The organism is Epilithonimonas sp. (assembly GCF_056329745.1).
Genome location: NZ_JBWEYV010000012.1, coordinates 1 through 21,082 on the forward strand (window position 1 = coordinate 1; position 21,082 = coordinate 21,082).

Consider the following 21,082-nt stretch of genomic DNA (forward strand, 5'->3'; position numbering starts at 1 on the left):
TTCCAAATTTAAAAACTATATTTTTAAATGTTCTTGTTTTTGGGGAAGATTACAAATCCATTTACTTTTAAATTAAAAAAAAATCTAGTTTTTTTGTCCAGTACTATTTTAGGACACAAATGATGATTTTTAATTCAAAGATGACGTGCGATTTTCTTTCTTTAAGAAGAAGGAATTCTCTTGTCATCTTTTTTCTTTGTGTTTACATTTTTTTTCCAGCTCAAATTTATCAAACTAACCATTGTATTATTGATTTATCGGAAGGAGCATCAATTTCTGATATTAATAAAGAAAAAAGTGACAGTAAGATAGAAAGTAATAGGGACAAGATCTATATTTCAAAAAATACAATAGTTTACACAGTTGATAATGATCTGTTGCCACAGGTTGTTTTGATAGAATCTTGTAAAAAAAATGTCATAACAAGGAAAAATTCTATAAGTATTCCTAATCTAAAGATAGTAAAGTCAGAAATAGTTTCCGAACCTATCAAAAAATGTGATTTTAATATTGCTTCTGATATATCAAATTCAATTTCCCAAATGGGTTTTGTAATAGTGAAAAGTACGGTTTTAAACGCTAGTTCACATACAAAGGCTGTTTTATCAAAGAATTCATATCTCCACTTTAACAAAATAGTTTTCAAAATGACTGTTATCAACTTCATTAAAAATGGAGATGGTAATAAAACAGATGTAGACCATTTTTCTATACGACCACCGCCTATTACTTGATACTTACGCTAAATATTTTACATGATACTTTTAATATAATAAATTAAGAAAATAAAGGTATCATATCTTCAATAAATAATAAAATAACTATGATAAAAAAAACTATTCTTAGTTTTCTGTTGGTTTTTTGTGCAAGTATATCTTTATTTGCTCAAAATATTACAGTAAACCCTACCGATACCCCCACCAATGTCGTGGCTTGCGGAGACCCCGGTACTTTCAAGTTTACCGTTTTTGGTCCAGTAGCTGCTGGAACCAAAGTAACAGCAACTTTGCCTACTGGAGTTACATTTAATTCCCTTGTCTCGTCGCCAGGAATAACAGCTACCTCTGCTGCAAACGTTATAACATTTACGATTACATCAGCACTCGCGTCGAATACAGACAGAATACAAATTCAATACTTATTAAATACACCTTGTACTGCGCTACCAAATAATCCAACTATTACTTATGCAATGCCTGGGGCAACTAGTAAGATTATTAATTATCCAACAATTGGATATTCTCAATTGGAAGTTACTACAGTTACACCAATGGGTGCTACAGTTCCGATATATGGTTCGCAAAATTATTCTTTAACGATTAGACAAAGTGCTGCATCTGGTGTATATAGTACTAATATTAAGGTATTAATTACTCACTCTACTAATGTGGGGATTGCCTCTACAATTGGTACATTAACAGCAGGAACTCCTAGTGGAGGCACACAAACTGATGTACTAGAAATAGTTGGTAATGATATAAAAACGTTAACAGGAGGAACTGATAACCATTTTGATCCCAATGAGAGTGTTACTATTTCTATTAAGGCTACTCTTAAAGGGTGTACCGCAGGAGAGACAATTAAACTTCAAGCGGCTTATGGATGTGGTACCTCAAACGCATGTGCAACAGGTAATATCACCAACGTTGGTTTGAATGCTACTTCTGTACAGAACTCAAGTCTGTCTATGACGCTTACTAAGCAGCCTTGGCCTGGTTTCCAAACTTCTAATGGAGATTCTGCCAAGTTTACATTAACCAATACAGGTGCTGGTCCCGCTTACGCTGTTGGTATTCAGTTTGGAACAACGACCAATGGAAATGGAGGCTCAGCAAAACCGTATTTTGATTATTACGACTTCAAAGTAAATGGAGTAACAATAGCAGAAAGTACTACAAAGCAAGATTATGTTGATTTCAAGTTTACATCAGATCCAGATGGTTCAGGTGTAGGTTTTGAAGACTTGGACGGTGATGGTTTTTATAATGATTTACTTCCAGGTGCTACTGTTAATATTGATGCGATGTTGAGGCAAATGATCAACACAAGCAATTCTTGTTATGTTGGTTATTATAATACAGGGGCAGGTACTTCTGGGATTGATCAGATAGGTTGGTCTTTTACGTATAAAAAGAATGCTTGTAACGCAGCAGTAACTGAAAATGGCGCAGGAAATAGTACAAACAGTCCATTTACTATAGGATCTTATAGAGCTGTGGGTGATATTGTTGCTCCTAATGATAATGTTAATTTCACATCGGGAAGTACTTTTACTGCGGAATACAGTTTTAGCAATGGAACAAGCTTTAATACTACGAAAACAGTGGATGGGCAGAATGCTTTCTGGAGAATTTCTGTTGAAGTGCCTGCTGGTGTGATTCCAAATCCAAGTTTGCTGCCAACACTTTCAGGCAATACAGGAAACAGTATCACTCTTTTTGGTAATACGGGTAATATATATTACTATGATTTGAAACCAACTGCATCAAGTGATGGGAATTTAATGGCATCTGGAAAAATTATTTTCCCTTTAACTGTTTCAGCAGGTTGTAATACTAGTGGAGTTTACAATTTGAAGTTCTCTGCTGCTTTATATCAAAATGCAACAACAGTATTTGCTCCAAAGATTTCTTGTGTAACCTCGCCTAACTTTTCTTTGAACTGTGCAGCTCCTGTAGGTATAAATGTTGATAACTTTGATCTAAAAAGACAAACATTCGGTCTATTTGGGACTACAAATGTTCAGGCAACGGAGAATCAACTAACTGCAATTGACCTTAACCATTATCTAAATGGAGATAAAGCAGTTGCTGCGTACCAAATGACATTGGTTGACCCAAATATTACTGCTGCAAACCTTAGGTTCGAGTATGACAAGTTTGATTGGTTTAAAGTGAATGGTACAGCTAGTGGCTTACAAAGTATCACAGGTACTTATATTGCTGGTGGTATTACAACACCTTTCAATATCAGAGGAGCCACTTTATCAAACTATTATACTTATACCGATACTTTTGCAGATAACGGTAAATCAGGTTATGTATTTGATGTGTATAAGATTTTGCAGTCTGTAGGTGTTACTTTATCTGCTAATGCGAAGATTAATTTGAATGCAAATTTAATTGTTAATCAAGATGTATATGCATCTAATAGCACAACAGGTGTGCAACCAAATGTAGTAAATGGCTATAACGCAACGGGTATTAATACTTATGCAACAGTTACCAAAACTGATAACACTATCATCAAAGGAAATGATAAAGCTGATAAAGCAATTGTATTTGGATATTATATTACTGAACAGCATAGTAGTAGTAATCCAGTAAGTATTATTCAATGTAATCAAAATGATTTGAATCTTATTTTTCAATTTTCGAGTAATAGTACATGGCAGGATTTGTTTCCCAAAGAAATTCGCCAAAATGCTAAAATCAATCGTTTTGAATGGTTAATCCCTATTGGTTTAACTTATGTTCCTGGCACTGCTAAAGCAGGGAATGTAAATGTTTCAAATATTAGTCTTGCTTATGGATTCAATGCTGATGGATCTGCGAATCCTCAAGGATTGTATAATAAATTAATTTTTGTAAACTCTAATAATGATTGGCCTTTTGTGGACGCAACTTCAACATTTGATCAGCAAACATTTACAATTAAGTTTACACCTAACTCATTTATTACGAAATATAATACAGATTCGCCTACTTTCAAAACAATTGTAAATATAGTAGATGGTAATTATTCATTAAACTTTGACACTGTGCCAAGAACAATACATAATGATACTGGTATTGCGGTAGGAAAAACTGTAAGCTTATATACTTACAATGTCACATCAGCGGGTGCCAATGTTTCAACTGCTACTAATACAGCGTCTTGGCCAATTAGTATTAATAACACGAATTCTAATTCCAATCCGCTTCCTAACACTTGGATTGCCGTAGAAATTCCTAATAATAACATTGTTCCAACATTGTGGGATGGAGCTACACAAATTCAAATGATCAATTATGGAACAGGAAAATATTGGGCGAAGGTAGGAAGCATTCCTGCTGGTTCAAAAATATTTACTTTAAAATCAAACAATTTTACAGTTTGCGGAACAGATACCTTTAAGGTAAAAGTAGCATTTGATTGCACCGAATATCCAGATAGTCCAGACTTAGGATACCCACTGGAAGGAAATAGGGTTCCTCTAGCCATTGCAGCGAATAAAATGATGGACATGAGTTTAACCACACAAGTTCCATCGCTAGCAGCAGTTTCATCAGTTAATAGTACTGGCACAACAAGATATGATATTTGTATTCCTATTGACGAATCTTTGACCATAACTAATGGTGCAAATGGTTATGCATACAAAATCACGCCACATGTTACTTTCCCAACCGGGATGACTTTTGTGCCAGGTAGTTTTGTTATAAACTATAATGGTGTAGATTATCCAATTTCGGATCCAACTTTAGTATCTGGAACAATTTATAAGTTAGATATTTCGTCAAACAATAATCTACCATTTGTTGTACCTGGTTTAGCAGGTACAAGTAATTCTATTGATCCTAAAACATTTATAATAAAATATAAGGTTCAAACAATTTGTTCTGCTACAGGTGTAGGTAATTACATTTCAGGATCTAGAATCTCTTATGATGTTAATTATCAATCTGGATGTCAACAAGATATTCCTTTAGTGAATGGTAAAAGTAGCATCACTTCGCAAGCAATAAACATTGGCGATTCCAATACTAGTAAAAGTTATGTGAACACATTAAAAACTTTAGAAAGTAATACTTCTATTGGTAACCACCATATTGATGATGTTAAGGAAATGAATGTGAAAATTATTAATCAAGGGGATACATCTAGTGGTTTAGAATCAATAAAAATTTTCTTGGATGGAAGCTATGATTATGCTGCTAATTCAACAGTAATTCAATCTGGCAATACTTTTGCAGGAATGACAACTGCAGATCCTAATTCATATATTGATCCCACAGGGAAAAGAGTACTAGTCTGGTCTTTACCTACAGGAATGACATTAGGAAAAGTAATAGAATATAACTTCAAAGTTAAAGTTACTCAACCCACAACATTAGCTTGTACATTTAGCTCTCTGGCTACTATGAACACTTATGTAGGTGCGACACTTACTTGTGCACTTAATGGTGAATCTTGTAATCTTGAGCATGCAACTGGTATTACCCAAGAAGTTACCCTAAATACCGTTAAACCTACTATTACAGCAACTCTTGGAAACACAAGCTTTATTGCAGCTGGTGCTAACACAAACTACACAATTAATTACTCTATTACAAACACTAATTCAACATATGAGGTAAAATCGCAGTTAAAATTGATGTTATATAATGATGCGAATAATAATGGTGTAGTAGATGCAGGGGAGCAATTATTAGATACGCAATACACTGACTCCGCCATTCTGCCATCTGTAACAATGAGTGGAGTACTAGCAGGATCTTATGCGGGAAATGTACAAAACTATCTTTTTGTGATTGATTCTAATCCAACAATTTCTGATGTTTGTGCGCCCATTGTTTTGGTTGTTAAATCATTATGTTTTAGGCCTGCAAATACCAATGGCATTGGGTTAGATTCAAAACATGGTATAACTTCTTTAGGAAGAGCTGGCTCAAATGGTGATAACTGGCCGATGGTAAGAAAAGGAGCATGGACAGTATTGGAATCAAAAACTAAAGGATTTGCTATAAATAGATTAACAACTGATCAAATTGCAGCAATTCCAATTACGAATCTAGTAGAAGGGATGATGGTATATGATGTTACCATTAAATGTCTTAAATTATATACTACCACAGACAATGGAGTTACATTCGCATGGAAATGTTTGAATACTCAAGCTTGTCCTGAATAAAAAAAATGCTAAATGATGAGCCTTAGAGAGGGGTTGTAATAAAACCTCTCTCAAAAGTGCTCGATTAATTTCAAAATCAATCATATGAAAAAATATTATATCGTTTTTGCTGTATTTTGCACCTTTTGTTGTGTAGATGCACAAATAAATATCGGGGATTCTTCAATCAGTTCACCATCTGTTTCTCTTGAATTTGGACAAGGGAACAAAGGTATTGTTCTACCATGGGTTACCTCAAAAGATGATGTAGCAGCAGCAGGGGTTGTGGATGGAACTTTAATATTCGACTCGTCGGATAAAAAAGTCAAACTAAGATCCAATAATGATTGGGTAGATTTAACACTTGATTCTACAGGAATTGTTGACCTATCATTACAAAGTTCAAAAACAGAGCAAACATCTGCCAAGGCAGTTATTGGATCTAATGGAAGTACTGACCAAACACCAGGTATTCTGGTACTTTCTGATACTAATAAAGCCATGATTTTGCCAAAAGTAGCAAGCCCGCATCTCAACATTGTAAAACCAGCAAGTGGAATGATGGTGTATGACACTAACGCTCACCAATTAGCTGTTTTTAACGGTAATGTTTGGACTTTTTGGAGACCATAGCAAATGAATTTTAAGGAAATCCATATAGGACAAATGCTTAAAATGTCAGTTACAGAAAGCGGGATAGAAATGTCCCGTATCTGTAATTTTATGAAATGTACTGAAAAAGAAATTAATGAGATGTATCTCCAACAACATCTGTACACTGATGTTTTATTGAAATGGAGCAAATTACTGGAATATGATTTTTTTCGCTTATACTCTCAGCATCTTATTTTTTATGCCCCACCATCGTCGAGAGAGAAGGGACAAAAGAATGAGAAGACAACTCTTCCACAGTTTCGGAAAAATATTTACACCAAAGAAGTTATTAGTTTCATTCTTGAGCAAGTATCCACAGGAGAAATGACAAAAATTGATGTGATGAAAAAATATAAAATTCCAAAAACAACGCTTTATAAATGGATTAATAAGTATGAAAATAAGTAATGAAAATTATACTAATATAACAAGCAACTTCATAATCATTGTTTTAGTGTTACTTTTTATTTTTTTTGTGTCCCTATTTTTAAATATAGTTCATTTGCAAAGTTGGCTCATAATCGTAATCCTGATAATTTTTTTTGCTCTTTTATTTAAATTGTCAAGAACGAGATCAATTTTTATGGAGGTAACTGAGCATGTCATCTCCATAAGTTATAAAAATTTTTTTTTAATTAATAAAATTAGAATGCCGGAGCTTGAAGTTCCTCTTCAAAAAATTGTCTCTTGTAATATCAAAAGGTATTTTATTAATTATTTCTTAGCTGTAAGTATTGATACTAGAGATGGAACAAAAACCTGTTATTACAAACTTGGTCTGCTTTCGAAGAGAAAAATTAGGAAATTTCAAGATGCTGTAGAATTTATCAAAAACCATAAAACTTATGATCCCGGATTATAAAAGTATCTACGCCGATATAATAAATAAAAAATATCCTGAGAAAGTGAATGATTGTAATTATCTATTGCTAAAGGCAAATCTTTCAGCAATTGACATCGTTGATTTGAATGATAAAATATTTGGGACTAATAAAGAAACAAGTATATTGAATCAGAAACTTCGTTCATATTCTCCGTCCGATATTTTTGAGATTTTACATTATCAAAAAATTAATAATTTGAATAATTTGCAGTTAGCTAACCACTTTAAGATAAGCCGGAATACTATTGCAAAGTGGAAAAAAAAAGTTGTTTCATGACATTGCAAACTGCAAGGTAATAACTGTGATTTTGTAATTGACCACAATAAAAATTGATAGCCAATGGTTATCAATTTTTATTTATAGAAATTATTATTATAGTTTCAAAAAGAGTTTAAACCTTCCTTAGTTCAAAATATGATAAATCAATTGATGGTCTGAAGAATATTATTATCTCATCTTACTCCTAAGGATTTAGTATTATTCATATTGAAGAGCAAGTTAGAAAGATTTATGACTTTGAGGTTTCTACTTCTAGCATGTTATATCACCAAAGCCATTGTCTTGAATTGGCAAAACCGAAAACTTGAAGATTTATATCTCAACTTTTGAATGAATGGCATTGTTTTCAAAGTACGTGAAACAATCAGAGTCGTTAATAAAAATATTTATTTGATTGTTGGCTTAAATTATTGGGGTTTAACCTGGCAAAGTTTGACAAAGGTTTTTCCAAAGAATATAAGATGCACAAATCTGGGAACGGTGTTTATGTTTTTGTGATAAAAGGAAAAGCTAAAATTGGTGATCATGTTTTGGATGAGCGCGACGGATTGGGCATTTGGGAGAGTAATGTTTTTGTGCTGGAAGCCTTGAAAAGATCAGAAATCCTGCTGATGGAAGTTCCTATGGATTTGCCATCTTGAGCTCAATTTTTATAATATTTTTAAGAAAAATGAGTAAAACTGGTATTAGATTTCTCCCTAAAAAAACTTAAATTTGAAACTTTAAAACCAATATAGTTATATTAAGCCTTTATAGATTATCAATTAAACCATTAAAAGGCAAGGAGATAAAATTTTAAATATTAACAAATGAGACTACTTATTGTTGGAAATGGCGGCCGTGCATCGGCTTTAGCAACAAAATTGAGTGAAGACAACAGAGTGACAAAAATGTTTTTTGCACCTGGTAATGCCACTACAGAAAAACTGGGAGAAAACATCAGTGAGACAGACATTATATCACTTAAAGAGTTTGCGCTAAAAAACAAAATCGACCTTACCATTGTAGGCCCAGAGGCTACGTTGGTAGAAGGTATTGTAGACGAGTTCAAGAAAGTAGACCTCAAAGTTTTTGGGCCTAGCAAAAAAGCTGCTTCGCTGGAGGGCAGCAAGGCATTTTCCAAAAAATTTATGTTGGATAATAACATCAAAACAGCTAAAGCGATTGTTTTTGATTCTTATGAAGAAGCTAAAGATCACTTGCAGCACCATAATTATCCTGTGGTAATAAAAGCCAGTGGACTTGCTGGCGGAAAGGGTGTGGTGATCGCCGAAAATAAGGAAGAAGCAGAAAGCACAATTCATGATTTTATGATCAGAAGAATCTTTGGTGATGCAGGGATCAAGGTTGTAATCGAAGAATTCCTGCATGGTTTTGAGGCTTCTGTTATTGCTTTCTCCAATGGCGAAAAACTTTTCCCATGCATCCCTGTCAAAGATTACAAAAAAGCAGGTAATGGAGATAAGGGGCCAAACACTGGCGGCATGGGATCTGCAGCACCAAGTCCTGAGTTTTCAGACGATAATTACAAGGATTTTGTTCAGAATATTATGAACCCGACGGTTGAAGGGCTTAAGAAAGAAGGTCTCAACTTCAAGGGATTTATATTTTTTGGATTAATGGTAACCAAAAATGGTACTTACCTTTTGGAGTATAATATGAGATTGGGAGATCCTGAGACGCAGGTTTTATTACCGCTTCTGGAAAATAACCTTCTGGATGTGATTGAAGACTGCATGAATGGTCGCGAAGTTTCTTTGAAATTTAGAAACAAAAAAGCAGTTTGCCTGGTGGTTTGCTCTGGTGGTTATCCCAAAAATCATGAGATCGGTTTTGAGATCACCGGTGCAGAAAAAGTTAAAAACAGCACCTTGTTGTATGCAGGAGCGGATTACCAAGGGGATAAGATTGTCACCAGTGGTGGCCGTGTCCTGAATTTGGTAGCCCTAGGAGACACTTTTGAAGAGGCCCGGAAAAAAGTTTACGAGGACGCAGTACCTGTAGATTTTGACTATGCCTTTTACCGCGACGATATTGCAAAATTCTAAATAAAAAAAGATGTTGGGAAACCAGCGTCTTTTTTATTTTAAGCAAAGCTATATTATAGGAGCTTTTTCCCGCTGTCCGCTGTATCTTTGGCTTGGCCACTCGGTCGGCTCCGCTTCGCTCCGCCGCCTCGCGCCCAAGCTAAAGGATGCCGCTTCCATCGGGGCTAGTTGGCAATATATAGACGGTTTCAGGATTAAAAATTAACTTTGCTATCATTTATCAATCATCATTTATCAATTATAAAAAATGAACAACGGAATTATTATATTAGACTTTGGTTCGCAGTACAACCAGTTAATCGGTCGTAGGATCCGCGAGATGGAAGTCTACTCAGAGATATTGCCATTCAACACGCCACTGGCAGATATATTGGCCAAAAAACCAAAAGGGATTATCCTTTCCGGCGGGCCAAGCTCCGTCAATGCAGAGAATGCACATCTTGTAGAAAAAGAATTGTATGAACAAGGCATCCCTGTGTTGGGAATCTGCTACGGCATGCAGTTGACAGCCCATCTTTTGGGTGGTAAAGTGTCTAAAGGCGAAAAAGGCGAGTATGGTAAAGCGCATCTGGAGATTATCAAAGAAAATGAGTTGTTGAAAGGTGTTTACCAAAACTCAATCGTGTGGATGAGCCATTTTGATGAAGTGGCTGAGTTGCCTCAAGGTTTTGAACTGAACGCCAAATCCGGTGTGATTGCTTCCATTTCCAATCCAGACAAAAAAATATACTGTGTTCAGTTTCATCCAGAAGTTTCTCATACCGAAGAAGGCGGTAAAATGTTGGAAAATTTCGTTTTCGGGATTTGTGAAGCAGATAAAAACTGGAAACTAACCAATTATATCGACAAAACAGTAGCCGAAATTAGAGAGAAAGTGGGTATTCAAAAAGTGATATTGGGGCTTTCCGGAGGTGTAGATTCTTCCGTAGCGGCTGTACTGATTCATAAAGCAATTGGCGATCAGCTAACCTGTATTTTTGTGGATACCGGGCTGTTAAGAAAAGATGAAGCTCAAAAAGTAATGGAGAATTATGGCGAGCATTTCCATCTTAATATCAAACTGATTGATGCTTCAGAACGTTTTCTTTCTAAGCTGGCCGGCATTGATGACCCCGAGCAGAAGCGTAAAATCATCGGAAATGAGTTTGTTCACGTTTTTGATGAAGAGTCTCACAAAATCGAGGGTGCTACTTTCCTGGCTCAAGGTACCATCTATCCCGATGTTATCGAGTCACAGTCTGTTAACGGGCCTTCCGCAGTCATCAAGTCGCATCACAATGTAGGAGGCCTCCCCGAGGAAATGGCGTTCCAGCTGCTGGAACCTCTAAGGGAACTTTTTAAAGACGAAGTGAGAAAAGTAGGAGAGGAACTCGGTATTCCGCATCATTTGGTTTACAGGCATCCGTTTCCTGGTCCCGGATTAGGTATCCGTATTTTGGGTGCTGTAGATGCAGAAAAAGTGAAAATCCTGCAGGAGGCCGACGATATTTTTATAGAAGAATTGTACAAAAATGATCTTTATGAAAAGGTTTCTCAGGCATTTGTTGTGCTTTTGCCTGTTAAATCTGTTGGCGTTATGGGAGACGAGAGGACTTATGAATACACAGCAGTGGTACGTTCTGCTAATACCATAGACTTTATGACAGCCACATGGAGCCGACTGCCTTATGAGTTTTTGGACACTGTTTCCAGCAGAATCATCAATGAAGTTAGAGGAATTAACAGGGTGGCTTATGACATCAGTTCAAAACCACCTGCAACCATAGAATGGGAATAAAATTAAGAAAAATGATAAGTCCGGGAGTTATAAAATTCCCGGATTTTTTTGTTATAATCTTTCCTAATTTCGGATCTATTATATAAAGTAATGATATTTAAAAAAAAATCAACATTTTCATAAAGTATTGTTTATCAGTATCTGTTTTTTGTAAAATAATTTGTCCCCCATTTGTCCCCCTCTTTTTTTACTTGGTTAACTAATATGCCTGTAGCTTTGTTATTTAAATATTTTACTAACTAAAATTTAATCTAATGAAAAAGTATCTATTCATTTTTTCTGTATTGGCAACCACTGTTTTTTCCAAAACACAAGCACAAGCGTCTGACCCTTTTCTTGGGCAGATTGCTTTTGTTGCATTTAATTTTGCTCCAAGAGGCTGGGCAGAATGTAAGGGACAACTGCTTACTATCAATCAAAATCAAGCATTATTTTCATTGCTGGGCACAACCTACGGTGGCAATGGAACTACTAACTTCGCACTTCCAAACATGCAGGGCAGAGTACCGGTAGGAGATGGACAAGGATCTGGACTTCCTTTAAAAATCCTTGGACAACAAGGAGGGGCAGAAAGTGTAAGACTCACGCAGAATGAGATGCCTATTCATACTCATTTAATTACTGGAACTACCGAAGAAGGAAATACAAATCTCCCGACCAATGCTATGCCTGCTAATACCAAAGCTTTGGATAAGGAATATTATGATAACACAAAAGCAGTAAACGGAAGCTCCCCTGCAACTATGATATCTATGAGTCCTACAATAATTTCTCCCTCAGGAGGAAACCAGGCACATGAAAATATGCAGCCTTACCTAACTCTTAAGTGCATTATTGCTACAGAAGGGATCTATCCATCAAGACCATAATGCTATGGGAAAAACATATGTTTTAGTACTGTGCATGATTGCCGCGATAGGCACATCAGCACAGTCCATCAATTTCAAAGGATGTACGCCCTTGTTTGATGACCAACAGTTTATTTTGACCAAAGATCCTAAAGATGTTAATGGTAAAGGTGTATATATTACTTCTCCGGTAGATGGCGATCAGCCTTGTGGTGGTTTGGGAACATGCGAGTTCAAAATACAGTTTAACGCTGCCCAGAACCGTTGGGAGTTTCTTGCTGATAGCGGGAATGGTGATTTTGCTAACCCTTACCTTATTTTCTACAATTCGGGGGGGAACGTAACTGCTGCTAATCCACCGGCTGCCAATGTGGGTGTTTGGGTAGAAAATACAGCGGTAACTGAAGGGAAGTGCGGTGGAAGCCTTACAGAATCCAACTCTACAATGACGGGGGATGTTCATACCAGCACCCTTGCGGTTTTGGATAGCAATGCAGGGAAAATCCATTTTTTCCCTAACCCTGTCAAAGATATATTGACCGTTTCAGGGATCAAAGGGGTTTCTTACAGGATTTACAATCTAGCGGGAAGCCTTATCAAATCCGGTGTATTCACCGAAAAAATTAACCTTAGTGATCTGAAATCAGGCAATTATATTTATCAGGTAAATTCCCAATCAGGAGCCGTCAACGAATTTAAATTCATTAAAAACTAAAATGGAAATATGATTTAATCTCAAATGATGAATAATTAATTACAAACAAACGCCTGCATTTTTGCAGGCGTTTGCTATTATAATAATAAGGTTTACAACGATGGACTAATCTACTTTTTTGGTTAAAATGTAGTAGTTGGGATCAACTTTAGCTTCCGAGGAAGAGTTTAAACTTGTTGTTTGCCATTCTTCGGTAGGTTTCAGCGTTGTGCCATCGGTGAGGCGTATTGGTAATTTAAGGAGGGGGATAACATTTGTCCATCTGTAAGACAGTTGGTTGCCGGTTTGTTTATACTCCAATGTAGGGATTTTGATGCTTCTCAGGTACTGGTTAAATACAGATGAAAGATCAATCCCAGATTTCTTTGTAAAATAGTTTTCAACCTGTTGAGTGGTTACGGTCTGGTGATAAAAATCCTTGTTAAGGCCTCTCAGTATTTGACGGAACTTTTCATCATTGTTAATAATCTGCCGGATGGTATGGATCATATTAGCACCTTTGTAATACATGTCGCCACTTCCTTCGTTCCTCACGCCGTACTTGCCAATAATCGGTTTATCATTTTGAATTTTGTTCCGGAGCCCCTGCACATAGCGGTCGGCATCTGCTTTGCCCCACATGCTTTCTGTGTACAAGGTTTCAGAATAATCTGTAAAAGCCTCGTGAATCCACATATCGGCTTGGTCTTTGGCGGTAATATTGTTGGCAAACCATTCATGACCGGATTCGTGGATAATGATGTAATCCCACTTAAGACCGACACCAGTTTCTGATAAGTCATTGCCAAGATAACCATTCATATAGCGGTTACCATAAGCCACATTGCTCTGGTGCTCCATCCCAAGGTGCGGCGACTCTACCAGTTTGTAAGAATCTTCGTAAAAAGGGTAGGGTCCAAACCAGTATTCAAAGGATTTTAGCATGGGTTTTACCTGCTCAAACTGTTTTTTGGCTTTGTCCAGGTTGTAGTCCAACACCCAATAATCCAGATCCAGTTTTCCTTTTTCGCCGTTAAAGCTTTCTTTAAAATTAACATATTTCCCAATAGACGGAATGATAGAGTAGGCATTAATCGGGTTTTTTACTTCCCAAAGCCAAGATTTTTTGTGGCCCAGGTTTTCCTGTTTAATCAACCTTCCGTTGGCCACTCCGGTAAGATCCTGCGGCGTTATGATCTTAAACGTAATACCATGGTCTGGCTCATCACTCCAGATATCTTTTACAGGAAGCCAGATGCTGGCGCCAATACCCTCGTCTGCAGCAGTCATCCACGGGTTGCCATTTTTGTCTTTGGTAAAAACCCAGCCACCGTCCCAAGGGGCATTTTTGGCAATTACAGGATGGCCGGAGAAGCTGATGTCTATCGTATGCTTTTCACCTTTTTTAAATGTCTTTTTAGCAGTAATGAAGATAAAATCACCGTCTGTTTTTTTCTCTGCAATCGGGAAGCTGGCCTTGATCTGGTCTGCATTCATCGGTTGTTGCAGGTCTATCTGGAAGGTTGGGTTCCTCACCTGTTTTTCTATGGTTAATGTAATCTTGTTACTGCCTTTGATGCTCTTGGTCGTGAAGTCTGGCTCTACAATAATATTGTATTTTTTAACATCCCAAAAGTTACGGAATTTTGTATTCGATCCTTTTAAAGAATCTGTTTTGGTAAACGTTTCTGGTGTGTCAAAAAACTGAGCATTAGCCAAGTTAGATAGCATCACAGCAAGTAAAAGCAGCTTTTTCATAGTTAGTTTTGATGTTAGAAAAGTTGTACAATGAGATTTATTGTATAATTTAAAAATACAAACTCCCAATCATTATCATCAACAAAGATAAGAATAAGACAGATGTATCCCGAAAAAATCATAAGATCTAGCGGATATTGCTTTTACCTCATCATTGTAACCAAAGTACATTATTTTTAATCGTCAAAATATTCATTTTTACTGAAACAGAAACAGGTTTTGCAGACCAATGGCATTGCCTTAACTTTGTAAAAATTATAATAATGACCTGGAAAGAAGTCCTGCAGCCCATCAAAGAAAGTGATTATTTTAAACAACTTTGGGATAACGTGAAGCAGCAATACAACACCACCAAGTGTTTCCCACCCAAAGACGAGATTTTTCGTGCGCTGGAGCTGACGCCCTTCGAGGATATAGAAGTGGTGATTATTGGCCAGGATCCTTATCATAACGATGGCCAGGCCAACGGGCTCTGCTTTTCGGTGTCTGAGCAGGTGACTGCGCCGCCGTCCCTCAAGAATATTTTTGCAGAACTAAAGACGGATATCGGTATAGACCGTCATAATAAAGACTTGCAGGACTGGGCAAAACAGGGTGTATTGTTGTTAAACGCCACGTTAACGGTACAGGCCCATCAACCCAACTCTCACAAAGACCTAGGATGGGAAAGGTTTACAGATTATATTATCGCAGAGATTTCTAAGGAGAAAAGCCATGTGGTTTTTGTACTGTGGGGTGCATTTGCCCAAAAAAAATCCACACTCATAGACTCACAAAAACACCTGATCATCCAGTCGGCGCACCCTTCGCCGTTTTCTGTTTACAGGGGTTTCTACGGCAGTAAACCCTTCTCAAAGATTAACGATTATCTGAAAAGCCATGGTAAGAAAGAAATAGTCTGGGGGTAAAAGTCTTTTTAGTCATTAACTTAAAAGAAGCCTTTCTGTTAAAAAAAGATATAGTAACCCACTACCAGCAGCATGGCCAGGCCAGCCATAAAGTTGAAGCCCGTGCCATAAACAAATCCTATAAAAGCTCCCTTCATAGAGTTGAAAGCTTTTTTGCGGTCGTTGATGTCATGCAGCAGTTCGCCTACAAACACTCCCAGCAGCATCCCAATCAGGAAGCCAAATGGTATCGGGATAAATATCAGGCCGAGCAAGGTTCCTACAAAAGAACCGATGCTGCCGTAGCGCGTGCCGCCATATTTTTTATTGGTCCTAGCCGGGATTACGTAATTAATTACTGTGGATACAATGGTTAGCAGTGCAAAAATCCATACATACAGCATCGGCATCTGGTTATCTGTACCAAATTTATAGATCAGCACCCCACAGATGCTTAGCAGCAGGCCGGGCAAAACTGGCAGAAAAGTACCCAGCAAGCCTATAACAAGCAAAGCCAGCACGATGATATTGATAAAAACAGAATCCATATCTTTGGAATAAAACATTGATTTTTTAAAGATATAAAAAATTCATTTCATAATTTTGTCATGATGAATGATCAGTTAAAAGATACCAAAGATTTTATTCAGGATATTACAGAGGGGCTGTTTTATTATATAGGCGACCATTTTCCCGATGGGCTCAGCCTTTTTTGCCAGGTGGCTACCAAGATCCTCCTTATCTTGATGGTCTATCTGGTCTTCAACTTCATATTTAAGATCGGGATCAATTCTATATTCAGCCTGTTTCGCAGTGAGGATCGTTACCCTATCATGAAGTCTATACAACATGGCAAGATCACCAACTCGTTTGCCCATCTTTTCTCGCTTTTGATTGCAGGATCTGTACAAACATCCATATTCCTGGGATACCTCAAAAAGACCACGCTTTTTTCCGAAAGGATGATCAACTTTGCGATGGTGCTGGTTATCGCCGGGCTTGCTTTTCGGTCACTCAAAGCTTTTGGCTACTATAGCCTTCTTAAAAAGGATTATTATAAGAATTTTGCCATTAGAACGGTGTCAGAAACGGTTAAGATCGTTGGCATCTTTATCTTTTCCGTCATTGGTATTTGCGTTATATTTGGGATCAACAGTACCACCATTATCGGTAGTTTGGGTGCTATTACGGCCATTATGGTCTTGGTTTTCCGGGATACCATCTTGGGTTTTGTAACAGGCCTTAATGTGGCCACCTCCCGAAATATGAAGGTGGGCGACTGGATTGCAATCCCCAAATACACTATAGAAGGGTATATAGAGGATATAGGACTGCTAACCACCAAGATAAAGAATTTTGACAAAACCATATCCACCATCCCTACTTATGACCTCTTGAGTACCGAAATACGGAACTACCAGGTGATATCCGATGAGAACACCCGTAGGATCAAGAAGTCGATTGTGTTTAATATGAAGTCACTCAACTTTGTAGATGATGAGCTGATGGCAAAATTGAAAAAGATCAATCTAATACAAACCTATCTTAACAGCCGCGAAATAGAAATCAAAAAAGAAAGAGCTGCCATGGCCAACCCCGATGAAATCATCAATGGCAATCAATTGACTAACATAGGCGTCTTCCGGAAATATGTACAGAATTATCTTAAAAATAGCAGCAAAATAGACCAGAAAGAGCTGATCCTCGTGCGGCAACTGCAAAGTTCGCCAGAAGGCCTTCCGTTGGAAATCTACTGTTTTGCCACAGAGGCAGACACCACCAAGTACGAGGCCATCCAGTCAGACATCTTTGACCACCTCTTGTCTGCCGCCAAAGAGTTTGAGCTAGAAGTGGTACAAAAGGCTTAATGATGAGTTATCAAACCATGACAGAAAGCACTTAAACAGTTTATAAAACCCAGGAGCTAACTGTCATCTATGTTTTATCTGTCTATTATCTAACCATCTATTATCTATCCGTCTATTATCTATCATCTTTAAGTCTATTATCTATCATCTAAGATCTAAACAATCAAATATTATTTATCCATTATCATTATGACAAAACTAAGTGTCAATATCAACAAGATTGCTACTCTACGGAACGCCAGGGGCGGCGATGTGCCCAGTGTTACCCAGATAGCCGTGGATGCCCAGAGGTTTGGTGCCCAGGGCATCACCATCCACCCGCGCCCCGATGAGCGCCACATTACCAGGAAGGATGTCTATGACCTGAAGCCGCTTGTAACCACCGAGTATAATATAGAAGGCAACCCGCACCGCCCTTTTATCGATATGGTGCTGGATGTAAAACCAGAGCAGGTAACCCTAGTTCCCGATGCAGACGACGCCGTCACCTCTAATGCCGGCTGGGACTGTGAGAAGCACCTAGGTTTCCTTACCGACGTGATTGCCGAGTTCCGCGAAGCCGGGATCAGGACTTCTGTCTTTCTAGACCCTAACCCCGATATGGTAAAGTTTGCTGCGCAAACCGGTACAGACCGCATAGAACTCTACACAGAGGCCTATGCCACCCAATATCCCAAAGATAAAGAGCAGGCCATCAAAGCCTATTACGATACCGCCGTAGAGGCGACTAACTATAACTTGGGCATCAATGCCGGGCACGACCTCTCTTTGGATAACCTGAAATACTTTGCAGACACCATCCCAAACCTTTTGGAGGTATCCATCGGCCACGCCCTGATCTCCGAAGCCCTCTATATGGGACTGGAAAACACGATACAGGCCTACCTGAAAAGATTGGCAAAATGGTAAGCCCTAATATTTAATCCCACACAATATGGACCTATTACACTCAAAAATATACGGCCAAGAGCGCACAGAAACGCCACTGCTAGTATTGCATGGCCTATTTGGCATGCTAGACAACTGGGGCAGTTTCGGGAAAGAATTTGGGGAGCTGATGCCTACTCACTTGCTGGATCTCCGCAACCATGGCAGGAGCTTCCATTCAGATTCGATGACGCATGATGACCTGGCCAATGACATCCTTCACTATATGGATGCGCATAACATGACCAAGGCCAACCTGCTTGGCCATTCCCTAGGGGGCAAAGCCGTAATGCAGTTTGCCATCAATTTTCCCGATCGGGTAGAGAAATTGATTGTGGTAGATATAGCTCCCAAGGCTTACCCACCGCATCATCAGGGTATTATCAAAGCTCTCCAGTCTGTGAACTTTGCACAGGTAGAAAGCCGTCAGGATGTGGAGAAAGTGCTGGAAAATTACATTCCCGAGAAATTTGTAATCCAGTTTCTGATGAAAAATCTTTATTGGACAGATGATAAAAAGCTGGCATGGCGTTTTAACCTCCCTACGCTGGCCGACAAATACACCGAGTTTGTTGCTAATGCCATCCGCTATGGTGTATTTAATGGGCCTACATTGTTTATAGCCGGTGAAAAGTCCAACTACATTTTGCCACAGGATGCTTTCTTGATCAAGCAGCAGTTCCCGGACTCCCGCATTATCACTATCAAGAATGCCGCCCACTGGGTGCAGGCCAACAACCCAACAGATTTCAACGCTGCGGTAAGAGACTTCCTGCTGTCCTAGGATAAGGGTAATTAAGCTGTCCTGACATAGAATCAAGTTAATAGAAGTTGAAAAGGGGGAGCAGCCAGCACAGCAGTATTGATAAATAAAGCAGGCTTTAGCCAAGAGAGGGTATTCCTTCTGGTTAAAGCCTGTTTTTTTGTGTCTGTTGGTTGTGCTGCCTAAAGAATTCGTTCAGCATGCAGTTTGTTATTGTGAGAGAATCTCTGTAGATAGACAATAAGCAATGTAGATTCCTATGGAATGACAAAAGCGATGCTGAATTTTTTTACCATATCGCATGTCCTGATTGGGTACCGACTTGCCGTTACCCCAACAAAAATTCCATCTTTAGGAGATGGAATGTTATCTGTTAGATTAAGGTATGGGCGCCCAGGTAGGAGCTGTTGCAGGCCACAGTCTGCTTCTCGTTGTGCAGGTAAGCCCAGGTTTGTACCTCTTTGCCGGCATAGAGCGCCGGCAGTACGGCATTGATGGTAAGGTCAGACCGCACCGCTAGGTTTTCTTGTACATCAAAGGATCCGAGGCTGCTGCAATAGCAAACCAGTGTTACCAGATCTGTGTCTGCCGCGTTGCCCTGCGTACTGTTGTCGCCCCATGTCATGTGCAGAATCCTGCCCGCCTGTGGCGTAATCGTAATATTCTGGAAACCGGTAAGGTCACCTTTGGTAATTAATACCCTATTAAAGACCAGTTCAGGAATATTTCTATTGACAGTAATGGCTTCTTGCAGGTTGTAGGAGGCCGCCATATTGGCCCGGGACCTTGCCCCATTTTTAACCCCAAAGTATTTGGTTTGTATGGTTTTCAGCGGTTGCAGAAAGCGTATTACTAGTGTAAATTTCATCTGTTGCAACAGTTGGTTGTCTGTGGGAGTGCGCTGTGTCACTTTGGGGCGGCTGCGGATGATGTCTTTTCCACGCCAGCTGACACCCACCACTGTACCCACTTTTCCCGAAAATCCTCCCAGGATCCCTTTGCTAATTGTAGCCATAATATTTGTTTTTGTTGGTTAATGGTACGAAGGTAATACGCAAAAGTAGCCGCACCAATACCCTGACTGGTTTTGACCGGCTTTGACCTATCTTGCATCTACCTGATGGTATAGTTTGGGATTTGTTCGGTAATCCTTCGGTAATTAACCCACTTTCTTTTGGTAAAACCCGGTTTTTCCAAACAAGACTGGGAGGAGACTAGGAGAAGACTGGGAGGAGACCAATGGAGAAAAGCTATGGATTAAGAACAATTAATAGGTTTGTAACTGACTTGTAATAAATAAGCATAAGACCTATTTTAATTTTAAGTCATTATAGTCTTTTTAAAGGCTTTTTAAAAAGGCTTTTTGTAAAAAAGATAATTTTTACTTTAAAAATATTGTATATGTCAAAAAAATGTTAACTTAGTGATTATTAAAAACATAAGCATGAAAAAGAAAAACTACACACCACTGTCTTATGACAGCGAAAAAATCATCTTATTACTTAGCGCCATCTTGGATCATATCAGTGCCTACAGTGCCCCGGCGCGGCCAGAAACTTACCTGGACAGCGCCGATGTCAAACGCCTGCTAAACATTAGCGACAGTACCCTATACCGGCTGCGCAAAACACAGCAAATCCCCGCCATACGCATGGGCGGCAAAATCTATTGCCCGCAATCATTTTTTAATGAAAAGGGTAAGGAGTGGCTTTGAAAGACTTTTTATAAAGTGTGGTTATTTTCGCAAAGTCAGGAGGTTTGGCATAAGGGGAATAAAGCTTCTAAAAAAGAACTTCGCCAATCTGCCAAACCAGTAAACATAA

18 protein-coding genes are annotated in these 21,082 nt (G+C 38.4%); 15 read left to right on the forward strand and 3 right to left on the reverse strand.

Annotation, left to right across the window (positions count from 1 at the left end; all coding sequences use genetic code 11):
- Positions 1–119 precede the first annotated feature (119 nt).
- The 10 genes from AC00Y6_RS09675 to AC00Y6_RS09720 all read left to right on the forward strand — a co-directional run bounded on the left by AC00Y6_RS09675 (position 120) and on the right by AC00Y6_RS09720 (position 13,077).
- Complete coding sequence (locus AC00Y6_RS09675; protein WP_474490417.1) at positions 120–734, forward strand: hypothetical protein; 615 nt, start codon at positions 120–122, stop codon at positions 732–734.
- 89 nt (positions 735–823) lie between these two features.
- Positions 824–5,893, forward strand: coding sequence for a hypothetical protein (locus AC00Y6_RS09680; protein ID WP_474490418.1), 5,070 nt, complete (start codon positions 824–826; stop codon positions 5,891–5,893).
- An 84-nt stretch (positions 5,894–5,977) separates the two neighbouring features.
- Complete coding sequence (locus tag AC00Y6_RS09685) at positions 5,978–6,505, forward strand: hypothetical protein (protein WP_474490419.1); 528 nt, start codon at positions 5,978–5,980, stop codon at positions 6,503–6,505.
- A 3-nt stretch (positions 6,506–6,508) separates the two neighbouring features.
- Positions 6,509–6,934, forward strand: a complete 426-nt coding sequence (locus AC00Y6_RS09690; protein WP_474490420.1) for a transposase — start codon at positions 6,509–6,511, stop codon at positions 6,932–6,934.
- Positions 6,935–7,109: 175 nt separating this feature from the next.
- Complete coding sequence (locus tag AC00Y6_RS09695; RefSeq protein WP_474490421.1) at positions 7,110–7,388, forward strand: hypothetical protein; 279 nt, start codon at positions 7,110–7,112, stop codon at positions 7,386–7,388.
- A 711-nt stretch (positions 7,389–8,099) separates the two neighbouring features.
- The gene (locus tag AC00Y6_RS09700) at positions 8,100–8,330 is read left to right on the forward strand and encodes a pirin family protein (protein WP_474490422.1); all 231 of its coding nucleotides are present in this window, start codon (positions 8,100–8,102) and stop codon (positions 8,328–8,330) included.
- A 168-nt stretch (positions 8,331–8,498) separates the two neighbouring features.
- Positions 8,499–9,737: a phosphoribosylamine--glycine ligase gene (gene purD / locus AC00Y6_RS09705; protein WP_474490423.1), complete on the forward strand. Its 1,239-nt coding sequence runs from the start codon at positions 8,499–8,501 to the stop codon at positions 9,735–9,737.
- 247 nt (positions 9,738–9,984) lie between these two features.
- Entirely contained in the window at positions 9,985–11,514 is a 1,530-nt protein-coding gene (gene guaA, locus AC00Y6_RS09710) for a glutamine-hydrolyzing GMP synthase (RefSeq protein WP_474490424.1), read from the forward strand.
- A 254-nt stretch (positions 11,515–11,768) separates the two neighbouring features.
- Positions 11,769–12,383, forward strand: a complete 615-nt coding sequence (locus AC00Y6_RS09715) for a phage tail protein (protein WP_474490425.1) — start codon at positions 11,769–11,771, stop codon at positions 12,381–12,383.
- A 4-nt stretch (positions 12,384–12,387) separates the two neighbouring features.
- Positions 12,388–13,077, forward strand: coding sequence for a T9SS type A sorting domain-containing protein (locus AC00Y6_RS09720; RefSeq protein WP_474490426.1), 690 nt, complete (start codon positions 12,388–12,390; stop codon positions 13,075–13,077).
- 105 nt (positions 13,078–13,182) lie between these two features.
- On the opposite strand, the gene AC00Y6_RS09725 is transcribed toward AC00Y6_RS09720, so the two are convergent.
- On the reverse strand, positions 13,183–14,814 hold the full coding sequence (locus AC00Y6_RS09725) for a M1 family metallopeptidase (RefSeq protein WP_474490427.1): 1,632 nt from the start codon (positions 14,812–14,814) through the stop codon (positions 13,183–13,185).
- Between the two features lie 263 nt (positions 14,815–15,077).
- Here AC00Y6_RS09725 and AC00Y6_RS09730 point away from each other — a divergent pair, with 263 nt between their 5' ends.
- Positions 15,078–15,722, forward strand: coding sequence for a uracil-DNA glycosylase (locus tag AC00Y6_RS09730; protein WP_474490428.1), 645 nt, complete (start codon positions 15,078–15,080; stop codon positions 15,720–15,722).
- Positions 15,723–15,760: 38 nt separating this feature from the next.
- On the opposite strand, the gene AC00Y6_RS09735 is transcribed toward AC00Y6_RS09730, so the two are convergent.
- The gene (locus AC00Y6_RS09735) at positions 15,761–16,249 is read right to left on the reverse strand and encodes a DUF456 domain-containing protein (RefSeq protein WP_474490509.1); all 489 of its coding nucleotides are present in this window, start codon (positions 16,247–16,249) and stop codon (positions 15,761–15,763) included.
- A 63-nt stretch (positions 16,250–16,312) separates the two neighbouring features.
- Between AC00Y6_RS09735 and AC00Y6_RS09740 the strand changes: the two genes are divergently transcribed.
- The 3 genes from AC00Y6_RS09740 (at position 16,313) to AC00Y6_RS09750 (ending at position 19,280) form a co-directional block, all read left to right on the forward strand.
- Complete coding sequence (locus tag AC00Y6_RS09740) at positions 16,313–17,569, forward strand: mechanosensitive ion channel family protein (RefSeq protein ID WP_474490429.1); 1,257 nt, start codon at positions 16,313–16,315, stop codon at positions 17,567–17,569.
- 189 nt (positions 17,570–17,758) lie between these two features.
- The gene (locus AC00Y6_RS09745) at positions 17,759–18,478 is read left to right on the forward strand and encodes a pyridoxine 5'-phosphate synthase (protein WP_474490430.1); all 720 of its coding nucleotides are present in this window, start codon (positions 17,759–17,761) and stop codon (positions 18,476–18,478) included.
- Between the two features lie 25 nt (positions 18,479–18,503).
- Complete coding sequence (locus tag AC00Y6_RS09750) at positions 18,504–19,280, forward strand: alpha/beta fold hydrolase (RefSeq protein ID WP_474490431.1); 777 nt, start codon at positions 18,504–18,506, stop codon at positions 19,278–19,280.
- 352 nt (positions 19,281–19,632) lie between these two features.
- Here the strand turns inward: AC00Y6_RS09750 and AC00Y6_RS09755 are convergent, their stop codons facing one another.
- A complete protein-coding gene (locus AC00Y6_RS09755) occupies positions 19,633–20,274 on the reverse strand; it encodes a DUF6266 family protein (protein WP_474490432.1) in 642 nt (213 codons plus the stop codon).
- 429 nt (positions 20,275–20,703) lie between these two features.
- Between AC00Y6_RS09755 and AC00Y6_RS09760 the strand changes: the two genes are divergently transcribed.
- Positions 20,704–20,973, forward strand: a complete 270-nt coding sequence (locus AC00Y6_RS09760) for a helix-turn-helix domain-containing protein (protein WP_474490433.1) — start codon at positions 20,704–20,706, stop codon at positions 20,971–20,973.
- Positions 20,974–21,082: the final 109 nt, after the last annotated feature.